The organism is Wolbachia endosymbiont of Folsomia candida (assembly GCF_001931755.2).
GTDB lineage: Bacteria > Pseudomonadota > Alphaproteobacteria > Rickettsiales > Anaplasmataceae > Wolbachia.
This window is the reverse complement of record NZ_CP015510.2, coordinates 648,710-662,341: the sequence shown is the minus strand read 5'-3', so window position 1 is coordinate 662,341 and position 13,632 is coordinate 648,710. Positions and strand designations below refer to the sequence as shown.

Annotated in this window: 16 protein-coding genes; 14 read left to right on the top strand and 2 right to left on the bottom strand. The window is 34.3% G+C overall.

Features of this window, described 5'->3' with window-relative positions; genetic code table 11:
* The first annotated feature begins 90 nt into the window (after positions 1–90).
* From ASM33_RS03020 to ASM33_RS02995, 6 genes are all read left to right on the top strand, one after another.
* Positions 91–2,421, top strand: a complete 2,331-nt coding sequence (locus ASM33_RS03020; RefSeq protein WP_110410419.1) for a phage tail tape measure protein — start codon at positions 91–93, stop codon at positions 2,419–2,421.
* Positions 2,421–2,777 carry a phage tail protein gene (locus tag ASM33_RS03015; protein WP_110410420.1) on the top strand — a complete coding sequence of 119 codons (357 nt, stop codon included), beginning with the start codon at positions 2,421–2,423 and terminating at the stop codon, positions 2,775–2,777. The genes ASM33_RS03020 and ASM33_RS03015 overlap by 1 nt, the downstream gene beginning before the upstream one ends.
* A complete protein-coding gene (locus ASM33_RS03010) occupies positions 2,774–2,980 on the top strand; it encodes a tail protein X (protein WP_110410421.1) in 207 nt (68 codons plus the stop codon). Before ASM33_RS03015 ends, ASM33_RS03010 begins: the two co-directional genes overlap by 4 nt.
* Positions 2,981–3,922: a phage late control D family protein gene (locus tag ASM33_RS03005; protein WP_110410422.1), complete on the top strand. Its 942-nt coding sequence runs from the start codon at positions 2,981–2,983 to the stop codon at positions 3,920–3,922.
* Positions 3,923–3,973: 51 nt separating this feature from the next.
* A complete protein-coding gene (locus tag ASM33_RS03000) occupies positions 3,974–4,504 on the top strand; it encodes an ankyrin repeat domain-containing protein (protein WP_338063658.1) in 531 nt (176 codons plus the stop codon).
* A gap of 72 nt (positions 4,505–4,576) precedes the next feature.
* The gene (locus ASM33_RS02995) at positions 4,577–4,816 is read left to right on the top strand and encodes a hypothetical protein (protein WP_110410423.1); all 240 of its coding nucleotides are present in this window, start codon (positions 4,577–4,579) and stop codon (positions 4,814–4,816) included.
* On the opposite strand, the gene ASM33_RS02990 is transcribed toward ASM33_RS02995, so the two are convergent.
* A complete protein-coding gene (locus ASM33_RS02990; RefSeq protein ID WP_237342955.1) occupies positions 4,817–5,332 on the bottom strand; it encodes a phospholipase D family nuclease in 516 nt (171 codons plus the stop codon). It abuts the gene before it with no gap.
* A 1-nt stretch (position 5,333) separates the two neighbouring features.
* On the opposite strand from ASM33_RS02990, the gene ASM33_RS02985 reads away from it, so the two are divergent.
* The 8 genes from ASM33_RS02985 (at position 5,334) to ASM33_RS02950 (ending at position 12,366) form a co-directional block, all read left to right on the top strand.
* The gene (locus tag ASM33_RS02985; RefSeq protein ID WP_110410424.1) at positions 5,334–6,260 is read left to right on the top strand and encodes a patatin-like phospholipase family protein; all 927 of its coding nucleotides are present in this window, start codon (positions 5,334–5,336) and stop codon (positions 6,258–6,260) included.
* Between the two features lie 203 nt (positions 6,261–6,463).
* Positions 6,464–6,721 carry a hypothetical protein gene (locus ASM33_RS02980; protein WP_110410425.1) on the top strand — a complete coding sequence of 86 codons (258 nt, stop codon included), beginning with the start codon at positions 6,464–6,466 and terminating at the stop codon, positions 6,719–6,721.
* A 34-nt stretch (positions 6,722–6,755) separates the two neighbouring features.
* Positions 6,756–7,586 (top strand): ankyrin repeat domain-containing protein, encoded by an 831-nt coding sequence (locus tag ASM33_RS02975; RefSeq protein ID WP_110410426.1) that lies wholly within the window; start codon positions 6,756–6,758, stop codon positions 7,584–7,586.
* 24 nt (positions 7,587–7,610) lie between these two features.
* Complete coding sequence (locus ASM33_RS02970) at positions 7,611–7,871, top strand: helix-turn-helix domain-containing protein (RefSeq protein ID WP_110410427.1); 261 nt, start codon at positions 7,611–7,613, stop codon at positions 7,869–7,871.
* Positions 7,872–7,874: 3 nt separating this feature from the next.
* Positions 7,875–9,821 (top strand): NAD-dependent DNA ligase LigA, encoded by a 1,947-nt coding sequence (gene ligA / locus ASM33_RS02965; protein WP_110410428.1) that lies wholly within the window; start codon positions 7,875–7,877, stop codon positions 9,819–9,821.
* 55 nt (positions 9,822–9,876) lie between these two features.
* Positions 9,877–10,122, top strand: coding sequence for an XRE family transcriptional regulator (locus tag ASM33_RS02960; RefSeq protein ID WP_110410429.1), 246 nt, complete (start codon positions 9,877–9,879; stop codon positions 10,120–10,122).
* A gap of 536 nt (positions 10,123–10,658) precedes the next feature.
* Positions 10,659–11,570: an Rpn family recombination-promoting nuclease/putative transposase gene (locus ASM33_RS02955; protein WP_110410430.1), complete on the top strand. Its 912-nt coding sequence runs from the start codon at positions 10,659–10,661 to the stop codon at positions 11,568–11,570.
* Positions 11,571–11,784: 214 nt separating this feature from the next.
* Positions 11,785–12,366: a pyrimidine dimer DNA glycosylase/endonuclease V gene (locus ASM33_RS02950; protein ID WP_237342954.1), complete on the top strand. Its 582-nt coding sequence runs from the start codon at positions 11,785–11,787 to the stop codon at positions 12,364–12,366.
* Between the two features lie 144 nt (positions 12,367–12,510).
* On the opposite strand, the gene ASM33_RS02945 is transcribed toward ASM33_RS02950, so the two are convergent.
* Positions 12,511–13,407 carry a hypothetical protein gene (locus ASM33_RS02945; protein ID WP_110410431.1) on the bottom strand — a complete coding sequence of 299 codons (897 nt, stop codon included), beginning with the start codon at positions 13,405–13,407 and terminating at the stop codon, positions 12,511–12,513.
* Between the last annotated feature and the right edge of the window lie 225 nt (positions 13,408–13,632).

Sequence of the window (13,632 nt, the reverse complement as noted above, 5' to 3'; positions counted from 1 at the left end):
CAGCTCTATCACAGGCGGTGGGGTTGAGCAAATACTCAACATGGAAATTAGTGAATTTATTTTATGGTCGAAAGTAGCCAAGGAGTTTAAATGTCAACATTATCAATAAAAATAGGAGCTGTCTTAGATGGCAGTTTTAATGCTGCAATAAAGGGAAGTAGCGGTCAGCTCTCTAGTCTTGGTGAAAACATCAGGCGGCTTGATTCGTCTTTAAAGTCAGTGTCTAAGTTCAAACAATTGGGTTCTGATATTTTGGCTAGCAAGAAATCCTGGAAAGGCTTTGAAGATCAGGTAAAATCCTTAGCTAAGCAGATCAAAGCAGTAGAAAAACCAAGTAAAACTTTAAAAGCCGAATTTGATAAAGCTAAAGCGTCTGCAACAAAAGCAAAAGTATCTTACCTGAAAAAGAGAGATTCACTGCATTCCTTAAATGAAGAAGTAAGGAAGAGTGGAACAAATATTAAATCCTTAGTAAGAGATCAATATAAACTTGGATCATCCGTTGAAACGCTGAAGAGTAAATACAGCAAACTTGGATCTGTAATACAAAAACAGCAAAATGCCCTAGCAAAAAAAGCATATTACAAATCACAAGTAATCGAAACTGTGGGGCTAGGGTTAGCACTCGCATCTCCAATTAAAGTTGCGATTGATTTTGAGAGTGCTATGGCTGATGTGAAAAAAGTAGTCGATTTTACTCCTAATACAGATCAGGCTGATAAGTTTGCTCAAAAGTTAAAGGAAATGTCACGCACTATACCGCTATCAGCTGCAGAATTAGCTCAGATAGCTGCAAGTGGAGGGCAACTTGGTATTCCAAAAGATGACCTTTTCAAATTTACAGAAACAGTGGCAAAAATGTCAACTGCTTTTGATATGTCTGCAGAACAAGCAGGTGATTCTATAGCCAAACTTGCTAACGTTTACGATATTAAAGTTAGTGAAATGGAACATGTTGGTAATGTAATCAACCACTTGTCAGACAACACTGCTGCTAAAGCGAGAGATATGGTCCAAGCATTAGGCATAGTTGGTGGTACTGCGAAGCAATTTGGACTAAAATTTGAAGAGACAAGCAGCTTAGTAAATGCTTTCATTAGTTTGGGTAAACAACCAGCAAAAGCAGCAACTGCGATAAACGCTCTACTTTCAAAACTTCAGACTGCTGAAGGGCAAGGACAAGAGTTTAAAGCAGCACTAGAGGACATAGGTATAACTGCAGAAGAAATGGCACAAAGAATCGGTCAAAATGGCCAAGAAGCGTTACTTTACTTTTTTGAAACCTTGGAAAAAGTAGATAACCAGGAACGTTCTAAAATTCTTATGAAACTCTTTGGTCAGGAATACCAAGATGATATTGCACTGCTGGTGGGAAGCTTGAAAAAATACAAAGAAGCCATAGCTCATTTAGATGACAAAGAAAAGTATAAAAAATCTATGGGGAAAGAATTCGAAAATCGTGCAAAGACGACAGCCAATAATTTACGGCTACTAAGAAATACAATAGCAGAGCTAGGAATGAATTTAGGCTCAGTAATGCTACCTCCTTTAAATTGGATAAGTGAAGTTTTGAGGTCTGTATCCACAGGTATAGCTTGGTTTGCAGAGAAGTGTCCAATTATTACTACTGGAATTATGAGCATAATTTCACTTTTGATTCTTGGTAAGATTGCGATGGTGAGTTTTGGTTATGCAATTGCTCTTGTTAAAGGTGGAGCTGCAACTTTATCAGTTATTCTGCATGGACCACTTGGATCAGCACTAGTGGCATTATCATCATATGTGATTCCTGCGGTAGTTACGGGCTTTAGAGTATTAACAGCTGCAATGATCAGTAATCCCATAGGAGCTATTATCGCTTTACTTTCAGTTGGTGCACTTCTTGTTATTACCAATTGGCAAAAGGTAAAAGACTTTTTTTCTAGTGTTTGGGAATATATTAAATCAATTATAAAACCCATTGGAGAATTTTTTGCATGGATTGGTGGTGGTATATATGGAAAAATCTTTGATGATAGTCCACTGAAAGAATTTGAGAAAAGGGAAAGTATTGTTTCATTAGTCGATGGAAAAGTTGATAATGCACTTACTAAAAATAGCATTTTCAGTGATGGAAATCCATTACTCAATAATAGTGTACTGAAAGAAATCTCTGAGAATAGTAAAAATAACATTGAAAATTCCAAAATCAAAAGTGTTATCGAAGAGAAAAAATCTGTAGAAAGCAACAATAATAAAGAATTCAAGGATTTTGCAAAAAATAAGTGTGAGAATAAAACTTTTAATCAAACTCAACATATTAACATAAGCATACAAGCAGCACCAAATCAAGATGTTCATAGCCTTGCAGATGAAGTAATAAAAAGAATAAGAGAAAAATCGCGAGACGTTCTATTTGATACTATGGATTCCATTTACTAATGTTGTCTTTTGGACAATATAAGTTTTCCCCAACAAGTTTGAGATATAGCAAGGAAAAGCGTTGGAGTATAGTTGAGTGTATTGGAAAAATGCCATCACTACAAAATATTGGTCAAGGTGCAGAAAATATAGACATAGAAGGAGTTATTTATCTTAATAATCTAAACGGATTAAATCAATTAAATAGCATGAAAGAAGCAGAAAAAAACCAAGAACCTAGTACCTTAGTTGATAGCTTAGGAAACGTTTTAGGACAATTTGTAATTGCACGGCTAGAAGAAAAGCAAACGTCATATTTTCCTAGTGGATTGCCGAAAAAAGTTGAATTTAATTTAAACTTGAGGAGTTATAGATGATCGTATATTTGGCCAAGGAAAACGAAATGTTAGATCTAATCTGCTGGAGACATTATGGATTTACAGACGGAGTAGTAGAATTAGTACTTGAAACCAATCCAGGTTTAGCAGAATACGGGAGCTTTTTGCCTGCAGGATTGAAAATTAAGTTACCTGTAATTCAAGAACCATTGAAAAGATCAACTTTAAAGATTTGGGAGTAAATGAAACCAGAGTTTGATATTGAAGGAAGCGAATTAATAAAAGATCATCTAATATCAATACGCCTTACCGATGAATCAGGGACAATAGACGATGTAGTTGAAGTGTGCGTTGATTATAGAGATGATAATGTAAAGATTCCTGATGAATTGAAAATTGCTTTAGGCTATAGAAAAACAGGGATAGTACTCATGGGAGTATACACAGTTAATGAAGTTACAGTACAAAGTCCACCTAAAACTTTAGTAATCAAAGCTCATGCAACGAATTTAAAACTTTCTTTAAAAGAGAAAACATCTAGAGAATGGCACCAAATTACGCTGGGCAACTTAGTTAAAGAAATAGCAGAAAAACATGGATATGGGTATAAAGTTGCAGAAGAATTTGAAAATGTGCTGATTTTATATATTAATCAAATTGAAGAAAGTGATATTAGCTTGCTAACAAAAATAGCAATGGAACGTGAAGCAATTGCAAAGCTAGCTGGAGGATATATACTCTTTATTCCAAAAGGCAAAGCGAAATTAGCAACGGGAAAAGTTCTAGGAACAACGAAAATTACACCTCAAGACGTAATAAATTGGAAAGTACATTTTACCGTGAGTAGATATAACTCAGTAATCGCAAAATGGCATAGCTATGACAAAGCTGAAACCATATCAGAAACAGCAGGTTCTGGTAGTCCAAGTTATACTATACAGACGCCTTACTCGAATGCAGAATCAGCGCTAAGTGCAGCTACAGCAAAGCTCAAACAACTTAAGCGAAATAACGCAACGTTAGAAATTACTATGCCAGGTAACCCAGAGCTATTAGCAGAGGCTAAACTCAGTTTATTAGAATTCCATCAAGACATAGATGGTGAATGGGTAATTGATAGAGCAGAACATGTATTAGATGGTTCTGGTTATCGCACTACATTATCTGCATCCATAAATAAATGAAAGCGATGTTAGGAGAAAATTAAGTGAATTATATATTTAATATTGGGAAAAATGTCACACATGAACAAGTTAGATCAGAACAAAAAAGATAAGCTACACTTCTGGTGGTTTATAATAACGGTAGTATGTGTTTTTATTACCTATTACTATCAAAAATCTAAAGCTACTAATCATTATAAGAGAGTATTGCAAACAGCAGCTGAAAGTTGCAGTTATAAGGTTATTGAATCCTTAGTGGAAAGTATAGTTTATGTTGATGAAACAGGAGTTTCTGGCCTAACATCTCTTGGTTATGCATCAAGTTCAGGATGTCTGAAAATTGTAGGATTTTTGATAGATAAAGGAGCAAACATGAACGCTACTAGCAAATATGGAGGTACAGCACTCCACAATGCTGCTCATGCAGGCAACGTAGAGATTGTGCAGTTTTTATTAGAAAAGGGTGCAAATCCTAAAATTAGAAGTAAAGATGGAAAAAATCCTAGAGATGTAGCTGTATTAAGATCAAGGCACAACAAAGATAAGCCATATAGGCAAATAATAAAGCTGCTTGCAGAGGCAGAAGATAAACATTCAAGCTAATCAGTAGTGATTTTCAAAAATACATAAAACATCTAATCATAAAATTTTAAATACACTTAAACAGAAAAAAACATGCAAAACCAAAACACAGGGAAAATCCCAATTACGGTAATTATTACTATGTTAATACAAACCGTAGCAACAATTTGGTGGCTAGCCAAGCTAGATTTAAGAGTATATATTCACGATAAATTCATAGAGCAGAATAACGGATTGACTGTAACGGTATATCGCCTTGAAGAGAGAGTAAAAAATCTTTCTGAAGAACTTGATGAGTTTAAAGGGCAGGTTTCAAATAGTAAATGGAAGTGATCATTCTTCTATTGGTTGATAAGGATTGGACTGTAATTGACGTTTCTGCCAATTTTCCACATATTGCTCAACTAATGGATGATTGCCAGTAATAATCAGCAAATTCTCAGCATTTCTTCCTTGCGCAGAGTAAGTAAAGTTGAATGAACCAGTTATTATTTTTCGATTGTCAATTATCATTAACTTGCTGTGTGCTATAGCTGGTTTATAGTCGATCCAAATTGGGATTTTTTGTTTAAATAGCTCATTGATAACACTGTATTTCGATTGAATTTGCGACTCATCAAGAATAACCTTTACATTGACACCTCGCTCTTTAGCCTGAATTAAAGATCTTGCAATTGGTCTAGAAGTGAATTCAAACGCTTGAACTAGTACGGATTCTTCGGCTCTATTTATCGCATCAATTATCTGATTAGCACAATTTTCGCCAGGAGTAAAACAAACCGTGGTCTTCGGGCAAACACAAGCAGACAAAACCACACATATTAAAGAAAACAAAAAACATCTAAACATTATGACCAAATTTATCCTCTCAGTTGACGGTGGCGGAATTAGAGGCATTATACCAGCTTTAATATTAGCAGAAATAGAGCATAGAACAAAAAAACCAATTTCACAAATATTTGATTTAATGGCTGGTACTTCCACCGGTGGAATCGTTGTTGCAGGTCTATGTAAGAAGGATGGAAAAGGGAAACCACAATATTCAGCGAGTGATTTAGTTGAGCTATATCAGGAGTACGGATCCTATATTTTTAAATCTTCATTTTTAAGGAAAGCAATTACTTGGCTGAACGGTGCAGAGTATTCAAATAAAAACATTGAACATGTACTTGATAAATATTTTGGTGAAACCACTCTTGCGGACAGCATAAGTCATTTACTGCTTACTAGTTACGATATTCATAACAACTGCCCATTCTTCTTCAAAAGCTGGAAAGAAGACAGAAATTTTTTAAGATTACAAGACGCTTTAAGATCAACTACAGCAGCACCAACATACTTTATCCCTAAATTTCTAAAAATTAATCAAATAAATAGAGTCTTAGTTGACGGAGGAGTTTTTGCTAATAATCCAGCAGCATGCGCATATGCAAACAGCAAAAAACTATTCCCTGATGATGATATAGTGCTGCTTTCAATTGGTACCGGCCGGTTATCTAATCCTATTAAATATATTAATTCAAAGAAATTTGGAAAAATAGCTTGGGTAAAACCACTACTAAATGTAATGTTTGGCTCAAGCCTTGATGTAGTGAATTACCAACTTAAGAATATCATCGATGACCAATATTTGAGATTTCAATCGCAACTTACAATAGCATCACCTGAAATGGATAATGTTACGGCTAAAAACATGAAATATTTGCAGCAGGAAGCGCATTTAATGATTGAATCTAATAGCAAAGCTATGGATGTGCTTTGTAGTATGGTAGCATAACGCATTTCTAGCTATATTTTTTTACCTATTTTATATTTATTAAATACTTCTCTATTTCTATTTATATATTAGTACTAATTATTAACTTTCTCGACTAGAGAGAATTAATTTATTTACCTTCTAACTAGAGTTGCATGCCAGTCAATATTTTGTTAATATCTATCACTGTAAACTATAACAGTTTGGTAATAATGTGAGGTTATATGCAAAATAAGAAAATTGTACAAGATAATGATCTTTTGATTGTTATAAAACAGATCTTACACAGTTTTTCGAGCAAATTAAAAAGCGTAAGGTTTGAAAATGAATGGTTGAAAAGTGAACGAATGCCTTCTCCTCAAAATGTTGTTTTCGACACACGCAATCTGGAAGAAGGGCTTAACTATCATCTTAATCAAAAATCCTTAAATTATCAAGAACGTCTAAGTCCATTTATGGTCACTAACGTCCTAGGGCGCTAGCAACAAATTACAGACTTTAATAGTGGAGGCTAGTATGGATATCGATAAGGAGTTAGTGGCTATAGTCAGAAAAATTAAGAGGGATAGAGTACTTACGATACTTTCACTTCCTTTTTACATAATTACAAGCGTTGTTGCGAATACTAAACTCGGTATAAAGTGTCTACGTTTTGCTTGTAAATGGAATTGCAAAAGGGTTGTTAATTTCCTCGTTTTGTGCGGAATAAACGTTAATGCTAAGGATAACGAAGGCAATACTGCTATTCACTTGGCAGCCCAATATGGATATAGCAATATTCTTGAAGCTCTAATTATAAGTGAAGGAAATGTTAATGCTAAAGATATCTATGGCAGGACACCTCTTTTCCTTGCTGCATTATTTAATCATCAGGAAACGGTTCAAACTTTACTGCAATATGGAGCTGATATAAACCGTCAGGATAATTGCCTGAACACTCCTTTTCATATAGCTGCAAAGTGTGGGTATGACGGAATATTGTCAATGTTTATAAAAAGAGCTAGTTGCAATATTAATGACTTAGATGGAGATTTTTATACACCATTACATTTAGCGGTTGCCCATGGTCATAAATCAACAGCAGAAATTCTGCTACGGAATAGAGCTAACGTTAATGCATTAGGCGGTAAACACTGCTGTACTCCATTACATGCTGCAGTCATGAAGAATAACAAAGAAATGGTTGAAATACTGGTAAGCAATGGAGCAAATGTTTATGTAAGAGCTGATGTTGAAGGCAATTTGACTGCACTTGGTATAGCAATTGCAAAGAATAATCAGGAGATAGTGGAGCTATTATTACTGCATAGGGGGATAGTAAAAGCTGGAAATAGTTATGGAATATAAAGCTGAATTAGAGAGGTATAAATTATGGAAAAGACAATTATAGCAAATGGCAATAATGTTAAAACAGAGATGTTGAGCATTGTTAGAAATATAATTAAGGCAAATGGTTGGACTCAAAAAAAGGCTGCAGATGTACTCAAGATCGATCAACCGAAAGTATCTGCAATTGTAAATTTGAAAACAAAAGGATTTAGCTTAGACAGGATTTTCATGTTCTTATCTCTATTGGGTTATGAAGTGGAAATTACTGTGAAGAAGGCTAATGAGCTACATGTAGTGGGGTAATGTATGGCAAATCAAGAATTAATCCAAAAAATCAAACATCATAACGTATTGTACTATCAAGAAGATAGGCCTGAAATAACAGATTCTGAATATGATGAACTTAAGCATAAAGCAATTGAAGCAGGAGAAGAAATAGAGATAGGTACAGAACCTGATGGTAGGTTTAATAAGGTAACACACCTCAGTCCGATGTTATCTTTAGATAATGCCTATGATCAGAACGACGTGGAAAAGTTTTTGGCAAAGGTAAAAAAGCTTCTGAATACTGATAAATTAGAAATTATATGTGAACCAAAAATTGACGGATTATCGTTCTCTGCTATATATGAGAATGGAAAATTGGTCAAAGCAGCAACCCGTGGGAATGGCAGTGAAGGTGAGGATATTACTAGAAATATTTCAACTATAGATGATTTTCCGAAGGCTCTGCCAAATGTCAAAGATAGGTTAGAAATTAGGGGTGAAGTGTACATAAGCAACAATGACTTTCTTGAATTAAACAAAAATAATGACTTCGCTAATCCAAGGAACGCTGCTGCAGGTTCCTTACGACAGTTGGATTCAAATGTTACTGCAAGCAGACCACTTAAATATTTTGCATATTCTTTAATTGGTGGAGCGGAAAAAGCTCAGAGTGAGGTATTAAATAGGCTGAAAGAACTTGGTTTTTGTGTGAATGAGCACCAATCATTAGCAAACAATGTGGATGAAATGCTACAGTTTTACAATAAGATTTATAGTGAACGTTATAACTTAAACTATGACATAGACGGAGTGGTATTCAAGATCAATGATTTAAAATTACACAGCAAATTAGGAAGTACAAACAGGGCACCACGCTGGGCAATAGCTCATAAATTCCCTGCAGCTTATGGAAAAACCAAGTTAGAAAAAATATTTGTACAAGTAGGCCGTACTGGTCAGCTTGTTCCAGTTGCAAAATTAACACCAATAAGTATAGGAGGAGTGATTGTAAGTAGAGCAAGTTTACATAATTTTGATGAAATCAGGCGAAAGGACATACGTGAAGGTGATATTGTAGTAGTTGAACGCGCTGGAGATGTAATACCTAAAATTGTAGAAGTAGACAAGAATTTTCGTTTTTCAGATGCACCTGAATTTGAATTTCCTAAAGTTTGTCCAGAATGCGGTAGCAGGGTCGAAAAGGTTGAGGGTGAAGTTGCTATTAGATGCACAAATGAACTGACCTGCAGGGCTCAAGTTATTGAAAAGTTAAAATATTTCGTTTCCCAGGAAGCTTTTGACATAGTTGGCCTAGCCGATAAGCAGATCGAATTCTTCTATAATATTGGCCTTATTCAGCAAGTTTCAGACATATTTATGTTAGAAGAAAAATTAAAAGAGTTTGACTTGAAAAAATATAATGGATGGGGACCAAAATCTATAGCAAATTTGTTGAATTCCATTAATAGTAGAAGAACAATCAGCCTCGATAAGTTTATATGTTCACTAGGCATTCGCTTCGTTGGCCAGTATGTAGCAAAATTGCTTGCGAATCGCTATGTTTCATTTGAAAATCTAATGGTTAAGTTATCAAACAATCAAGCCTACCATGAGTTACTGCATATTGATGGCATAGGCGAGAAAATAGCTGAATCTATAAGATCATTCTTTTCCAATCAACAAAACTTGAATATGTTAAATGAACTTATACCACATTTAAAGATTATTCCAGTTGATAACAATAAATGTAGCACAACTATAAGTGGTAAGGTGGTTGTTTTTACTGGTACACTTTTAACCCTAAGCAGAACCGAAGCAAAAGAACAAGCTGAATCTCTGGGTGCAAAGGTAAGTTCAGGTGTGAGCAGCAATACAGATTTTCTAGTTGTTGGAAACGAGCCTGGTTCAAAGTACAAAAAAGCAATGGAGCTTGGTATAAAAGTGCTCAGCGAGGAAGAGTGGTGCGAACTAGCTAATTGTCATTGATTTATATAAAGATTCTGCTAATTTTATGTTAATTCTAATATAATGATTAAGATGAATGGAGACATTAAATACTACTAACACTAATATAAAAGCCATGTTAATTCAAATGATAAATAAGGCAATAGATAATAAATGGAACAGTAAAAAAGCCGCACATGTTCTACAAATTCCTCTTTCAAACATTTCCATGATTAAAAGATTAAACACTGCAAACTTTTCATTAGATAAGCTTCTTATGCTTTTGGTAAGACTAGATTTTGAAGTTAAGATTTTAATAAATAGTAAGAAAACAACTTCATAACGCTAGCATAAAACCATGCGAAAATGGAGAATATATTTACCGGGCTTATAAGTGGATTTATAGAGGTAATAGCAAAAGACAAGAAGATTGACCATCCAAGCCTAAAACGGTGTTCTAATGGCGCGTAAAACAGTCAGTTTAAAAATGAATACACCTGAAACTTGAAATTAGACATAAATTTACTATTAATGAGAGCTGCAGCTAAATATTATCATCTATTATAGCAACAAACACCGCTTTCTATTGAAATCTTTCTGCTAAAAAAAGTTGAATACTATTTTCAAGTATTTTATAATAGAGGAGTGGGCGATTGACAGATCCGTCCTCTCGATGGTAGGTAATCGTGATTGAGCTTATGCGCTTGTGTTTTTTGGGAGGTCAATCGTCTACACTGAAAAAATGAATTTGCTTATTAGGCTTTTTAGCTACTTTACAGAGGTATTTATAAAAATGATGTTAAGCAAAACACAACAAAAACGTTGAATATTTATCATAAATGATGTATAATTATCAATGGTTTTTCAGGTATCTCGGTTATGGCTATTTCTAAGTTTCTAGATCCAAAATGCGACTTAACGTTCAAACGAATCTTTGGTACTGAAAAAAATCAAAATATTCTTATCCATTTTTTAAATGATATTTTGGGGTTCGGTGAGGAAAATGCAATACAAGAAGTGGAGTTTCTTAGTACTATTATGAATCCCGAGATTGCTTCTGATAAACAAAGTATAGTTGATATTCTTTGCAAGGATTCAAGTGGTGCGAGATATGTTGTTGAAATGCAGGTTGCTAGAGATAAGGGTTTTGAAAAACGCGCTCAATTATATGCTGCTCAAGCTTACTCAAGACAATTAGATAAATCTGGTAATTACATTGATTTAAAGATAGTTTATTTCATAGCTGTTTCCAATTGTAACTTGTTTCCTGAAGAGATTGATTACTTATCTACTCACAATATACGCGATATCAAAACCAATGGACATTACTTAAAAGATTTGCAGTTTATCTTTATTGAGCTACCTAAATTTCCTAAAAGTGAAGTAGAGCAACTAGAAAACATAGTAGAACGTTGGTGTTATTTCTTTAAATACGCAGAAGATACAACAGATGAAGACCTAAAGAAGATTGCTGAACAAGCACCAATAATAAAGTTAGCGTACGATGAATTAGATAGGTTTAGCTGGGATAAAAAAGATCTAGCAGCATATGAAGAAAGAATTTTGAGTGTACAGAAAGAGGCAGCTATTTGGGAACAACGGCTTGATGATGCTAAAGATGAAGGCAAAAAAGCAGGTAGGGAAGAAGGCAGAGAAGAAGGTAGAAAAGCAAGGGAAATTGAAGTAGCAAAGTCAATGCTTGCTGATAACATGGATGTTAACACCGTTGCTAAATTTACTGGATTACCTATTAGCGAGATCGAGAAACTTCAAAAAGAAAGTATTCATTAAATTTTCAATTAATTATATAATTTAGTTCATTATCATAGTAATCATACTGATATATAAAAATCTTAATTTCAATTACAACTAGAATGAAAATAACTTATTATAAAATACGTACAAGTAACAGAAGAAAGAAGCAGAAAAAATTGAAATAACAACAGATTTATTTTGAATTTGGCATACCTACTTGATATAATAGATTAAGCTAAAGTGAGGTGTGATGAATATTTTTGTACTACATGAAGACCCAGTAATTGCAGCACAAATGTTGTGTGATAAGCATGTGGTAAAGATGGTGTTGGAAACTGCTCAATTATTAAGTAGTGTTTTTTGGGTAGCAAAAGAGTCAGGTCCGTTAGTAAGCATTACAGATAAGAGTATATCAGTTCCATATAAACTTACTCACAAAAATCACCCTTGTTCTGTATGGGCAAGAGAATCAAAAGAAAATTTCGATTGGTTAATAACCCACGGAAAAGAATTATGTAAAGAGTATACTTACCGGTATAAAAAAGAGCATAAGTCAGAAAAAGTAATAGATTGGTGTGATAGTAATAAAAATTTGCTCATTTTTCAATCAACTGATATGCAAGCTTTTGTACAAGCACTACCAGAGCAACATAAATGTAATGATGCTGTAGAAGCTTATAGAAAATATTATCTGCAGGAAAAAATGAGATTTGCTAAATGGGAGAAAGGCAGAGCAAAGCCGGATTGGGTAACAGAGCAACCTACTACGTCAGTGTCTGATGTCAAAGTTGCGGCAACTCATCAAGCTGTAGAGAGACCAAAAAGAAGGTAGAGAGGAAGGTTAAATGAGAGCTAAAGTAACAAGTTCACTTAGTCCAGTACATGTATAGACGTTATATAGCTATGCCTTTACCCTGATGAAACACAAAAATTGCAAAAAGACTCTTTAGCCACTTCAGCGCGAACGTTATCCCAGTTATTGAGCTACTGTTCTTAGCAGTTGTTTCACTAGCCTTTTCCTTTCATCAATTAAATCAACTGACTTGATGTACTTTTCTTTAATTTCCTCCATTTCCTTTTCCCGTTCTTTAATGCTATCACGAATGACTTCAGTTGAATATTTACTTTTTCCGCTTTCAAGTTCTGATTTTAATCTTCTGATCTTATATTCCAATCCGTCAAATTTTTCATACTTTTTTAGAAGCTCAATCATACTGCTTATTTCAGAAAGTAGCTCTTCTTCCTTTGTCTTTTTTGTAATCAAAGAAAGCAGAAACTTATCTATTTCATAGTCAACCTCTGACCGATTTGCAAATAACTCTATGGGATCTTCGTCAAACTTAAAATCACACAAAAATCTGCAAAACCCTATCTTCCTTTCAAGGTAATTTTTCATATCCTTCGAAAGATTCAACTCTTCATAACCCTTTGATAGCAATTTTACCAAACCCTTTAGATCTACCTTTCCTTCAAAATCACTCGACAGTAGCACTATCAATACGTGTTTAACCAACTCAACATCATCTGATTTGATTGCTTGGTAAAGCGCTTCTTCTTTATTTTCTCTTAAGTCGTAGAGTTTCGATGAATCACCAAGACTAAACAGATAATTGGTTAACCCATCTCTCTCTACTACGATATTTGCTTCCTTAAGCGGATTTTCATCGTCAAAGGATTCAAGCAACTCTTTTTCACTTACTTCTTCCATTGCAACTGCAGCCTCACTCAGTTTTTTTAGCTGATCAATGTCGTTACTTTCAATTGCTACTTTTGCTTCTTCCAGCACCTGTCTGTAAAGCTCTTGTTTCCCTTTGTTATCCAAGCTTTCACAATGTTTTTTGACTTCTAGAGATGTCTGCAATAGTAGTTTCATAGTTAATCCTTAAATCTTACTACAGTAACTTATTTTCAGCAAAGCTCCTATGATTGTTGTCAATTATAAATTTCATATTTTGTAAAATCTTTAAAAACCCAGTTATTTTTAAGTGTGTAGAAAATTTCTGTCAGCAATTTCTCAGCAGCTCTAAATTGCATAAAAGTCAATAATGATTTTTTGCATTACCCAAAACATTTTCTGATATAAAATTCAGCTCTAATA

Bases quoted from the DNA above. Each gene is read 5' to 3' on its own strand.
- ASM33_RS02985 (WP_110410424.1), top strand. From the start codon at position 5,334: ATGACCAAATTTATCCTCTCAGTTGACGGTGGCGGAATTAGAGGCATT.
- ASM33_RS03020 (WP_110410419.1), top strand. From the start codon at position 91: ATGTCAACATTATCAATAAAAATAGGAGCTGTCTTAGATGGCAGTTTT.
- ASM33_RS03000 (WP_338063658.1), top strand. From the start codon at position 3,974: ATGTCACACATGAACAAGTTAGATCAGAACAAAAAAGATAAGCTACAC.
- ASM33_RS02955 (WP_110410430.1), top strand. From the start codon at position 10,659: ATGGCTATTTCTAAGTTTCTAGATCCAAAATGCGACTTAACGTTCAAA.
- ASM33_RS02970 (WP_110410427.1), top strand. From the start codon at position 7,611: ATGGAAAAGACAATTATAGCAAATGGCAATAATGTTAAAACAGAGATG.
- ligA (WP_110410428.1), top strand. From the start codon at position 7,875: ATGGCAAATCAAGAATTAATCCAAAAAATCAAACATCATAACGTATTG.
- ASM33_RS03010 (WP_110410421.1), top strand. From the start codon at position 2,774: ATGATCGTATATTTGGCCAAGGAAAACGAAATGTTAGATCTAATCTGC.
- ASM33_RS02950 (WP_237342954.1), top strand. From the start codon at position 11,785: ATGAATATTTTTGTACTACATGAAGACCCAGTAATTGCAGCACAAATG.
- ASM33_RS03015 (WP_110410420.1), top strand. From the start codon at position 2,421: ATGTTGTCTTTTGGACAATATAAGTTTTCCCCAACAAGTTTGAGATAT.
- ASM33_RS02990 (WP_237342955.1), bottom strand. From the start codon at position 5,332: ATGTTTAGATGTTTTTTGTTTTCTTTAATATGTGTGGTTTTGTCTGCT.
- ASM33_RS02975 (WP_110410426.1), top strand. From the start codon at position 6,756: ATGGATATCGATAAGGAGTTAGTGGCTATAGTCAGAAAAATTAAGAGG.
- ASM33_RS03005 (WP_110410422.1), top strand. From the start codon at position 2,981: ATGAAACCAGAGTTTGATATTGAAGGAAGCGAATTAATAAAAGATCAT.
- ASM33_RS02960 (WP_110410429.1), top strand. From the start codon at position 9,877: ATGGAGACATTAAATACTACTAACACTAATATAAAAGCCATGTTAATT.
- ASM33_RS02995 (WP_110410423.1), top strand. From the start codon at position 4,577: ATGCAAAACCAAAACACAGGGAAAATCCCAATTACGGTAATTATTACT.
- ASM33_RS02945 (WP_110410431.1), bottom strand. From the start codon at position 13,407: ATGAAACTACTATTGCAGACATCTCTAGAAGTCAAAAAACATTGTGAA.
- ASM33_RS02980 (WP_110410425.1), top strand. From the start codon at position 6,464: ATGCAAAATAAGAAAATTGTACAAGATAATGATCTTTTGATTGTTATA.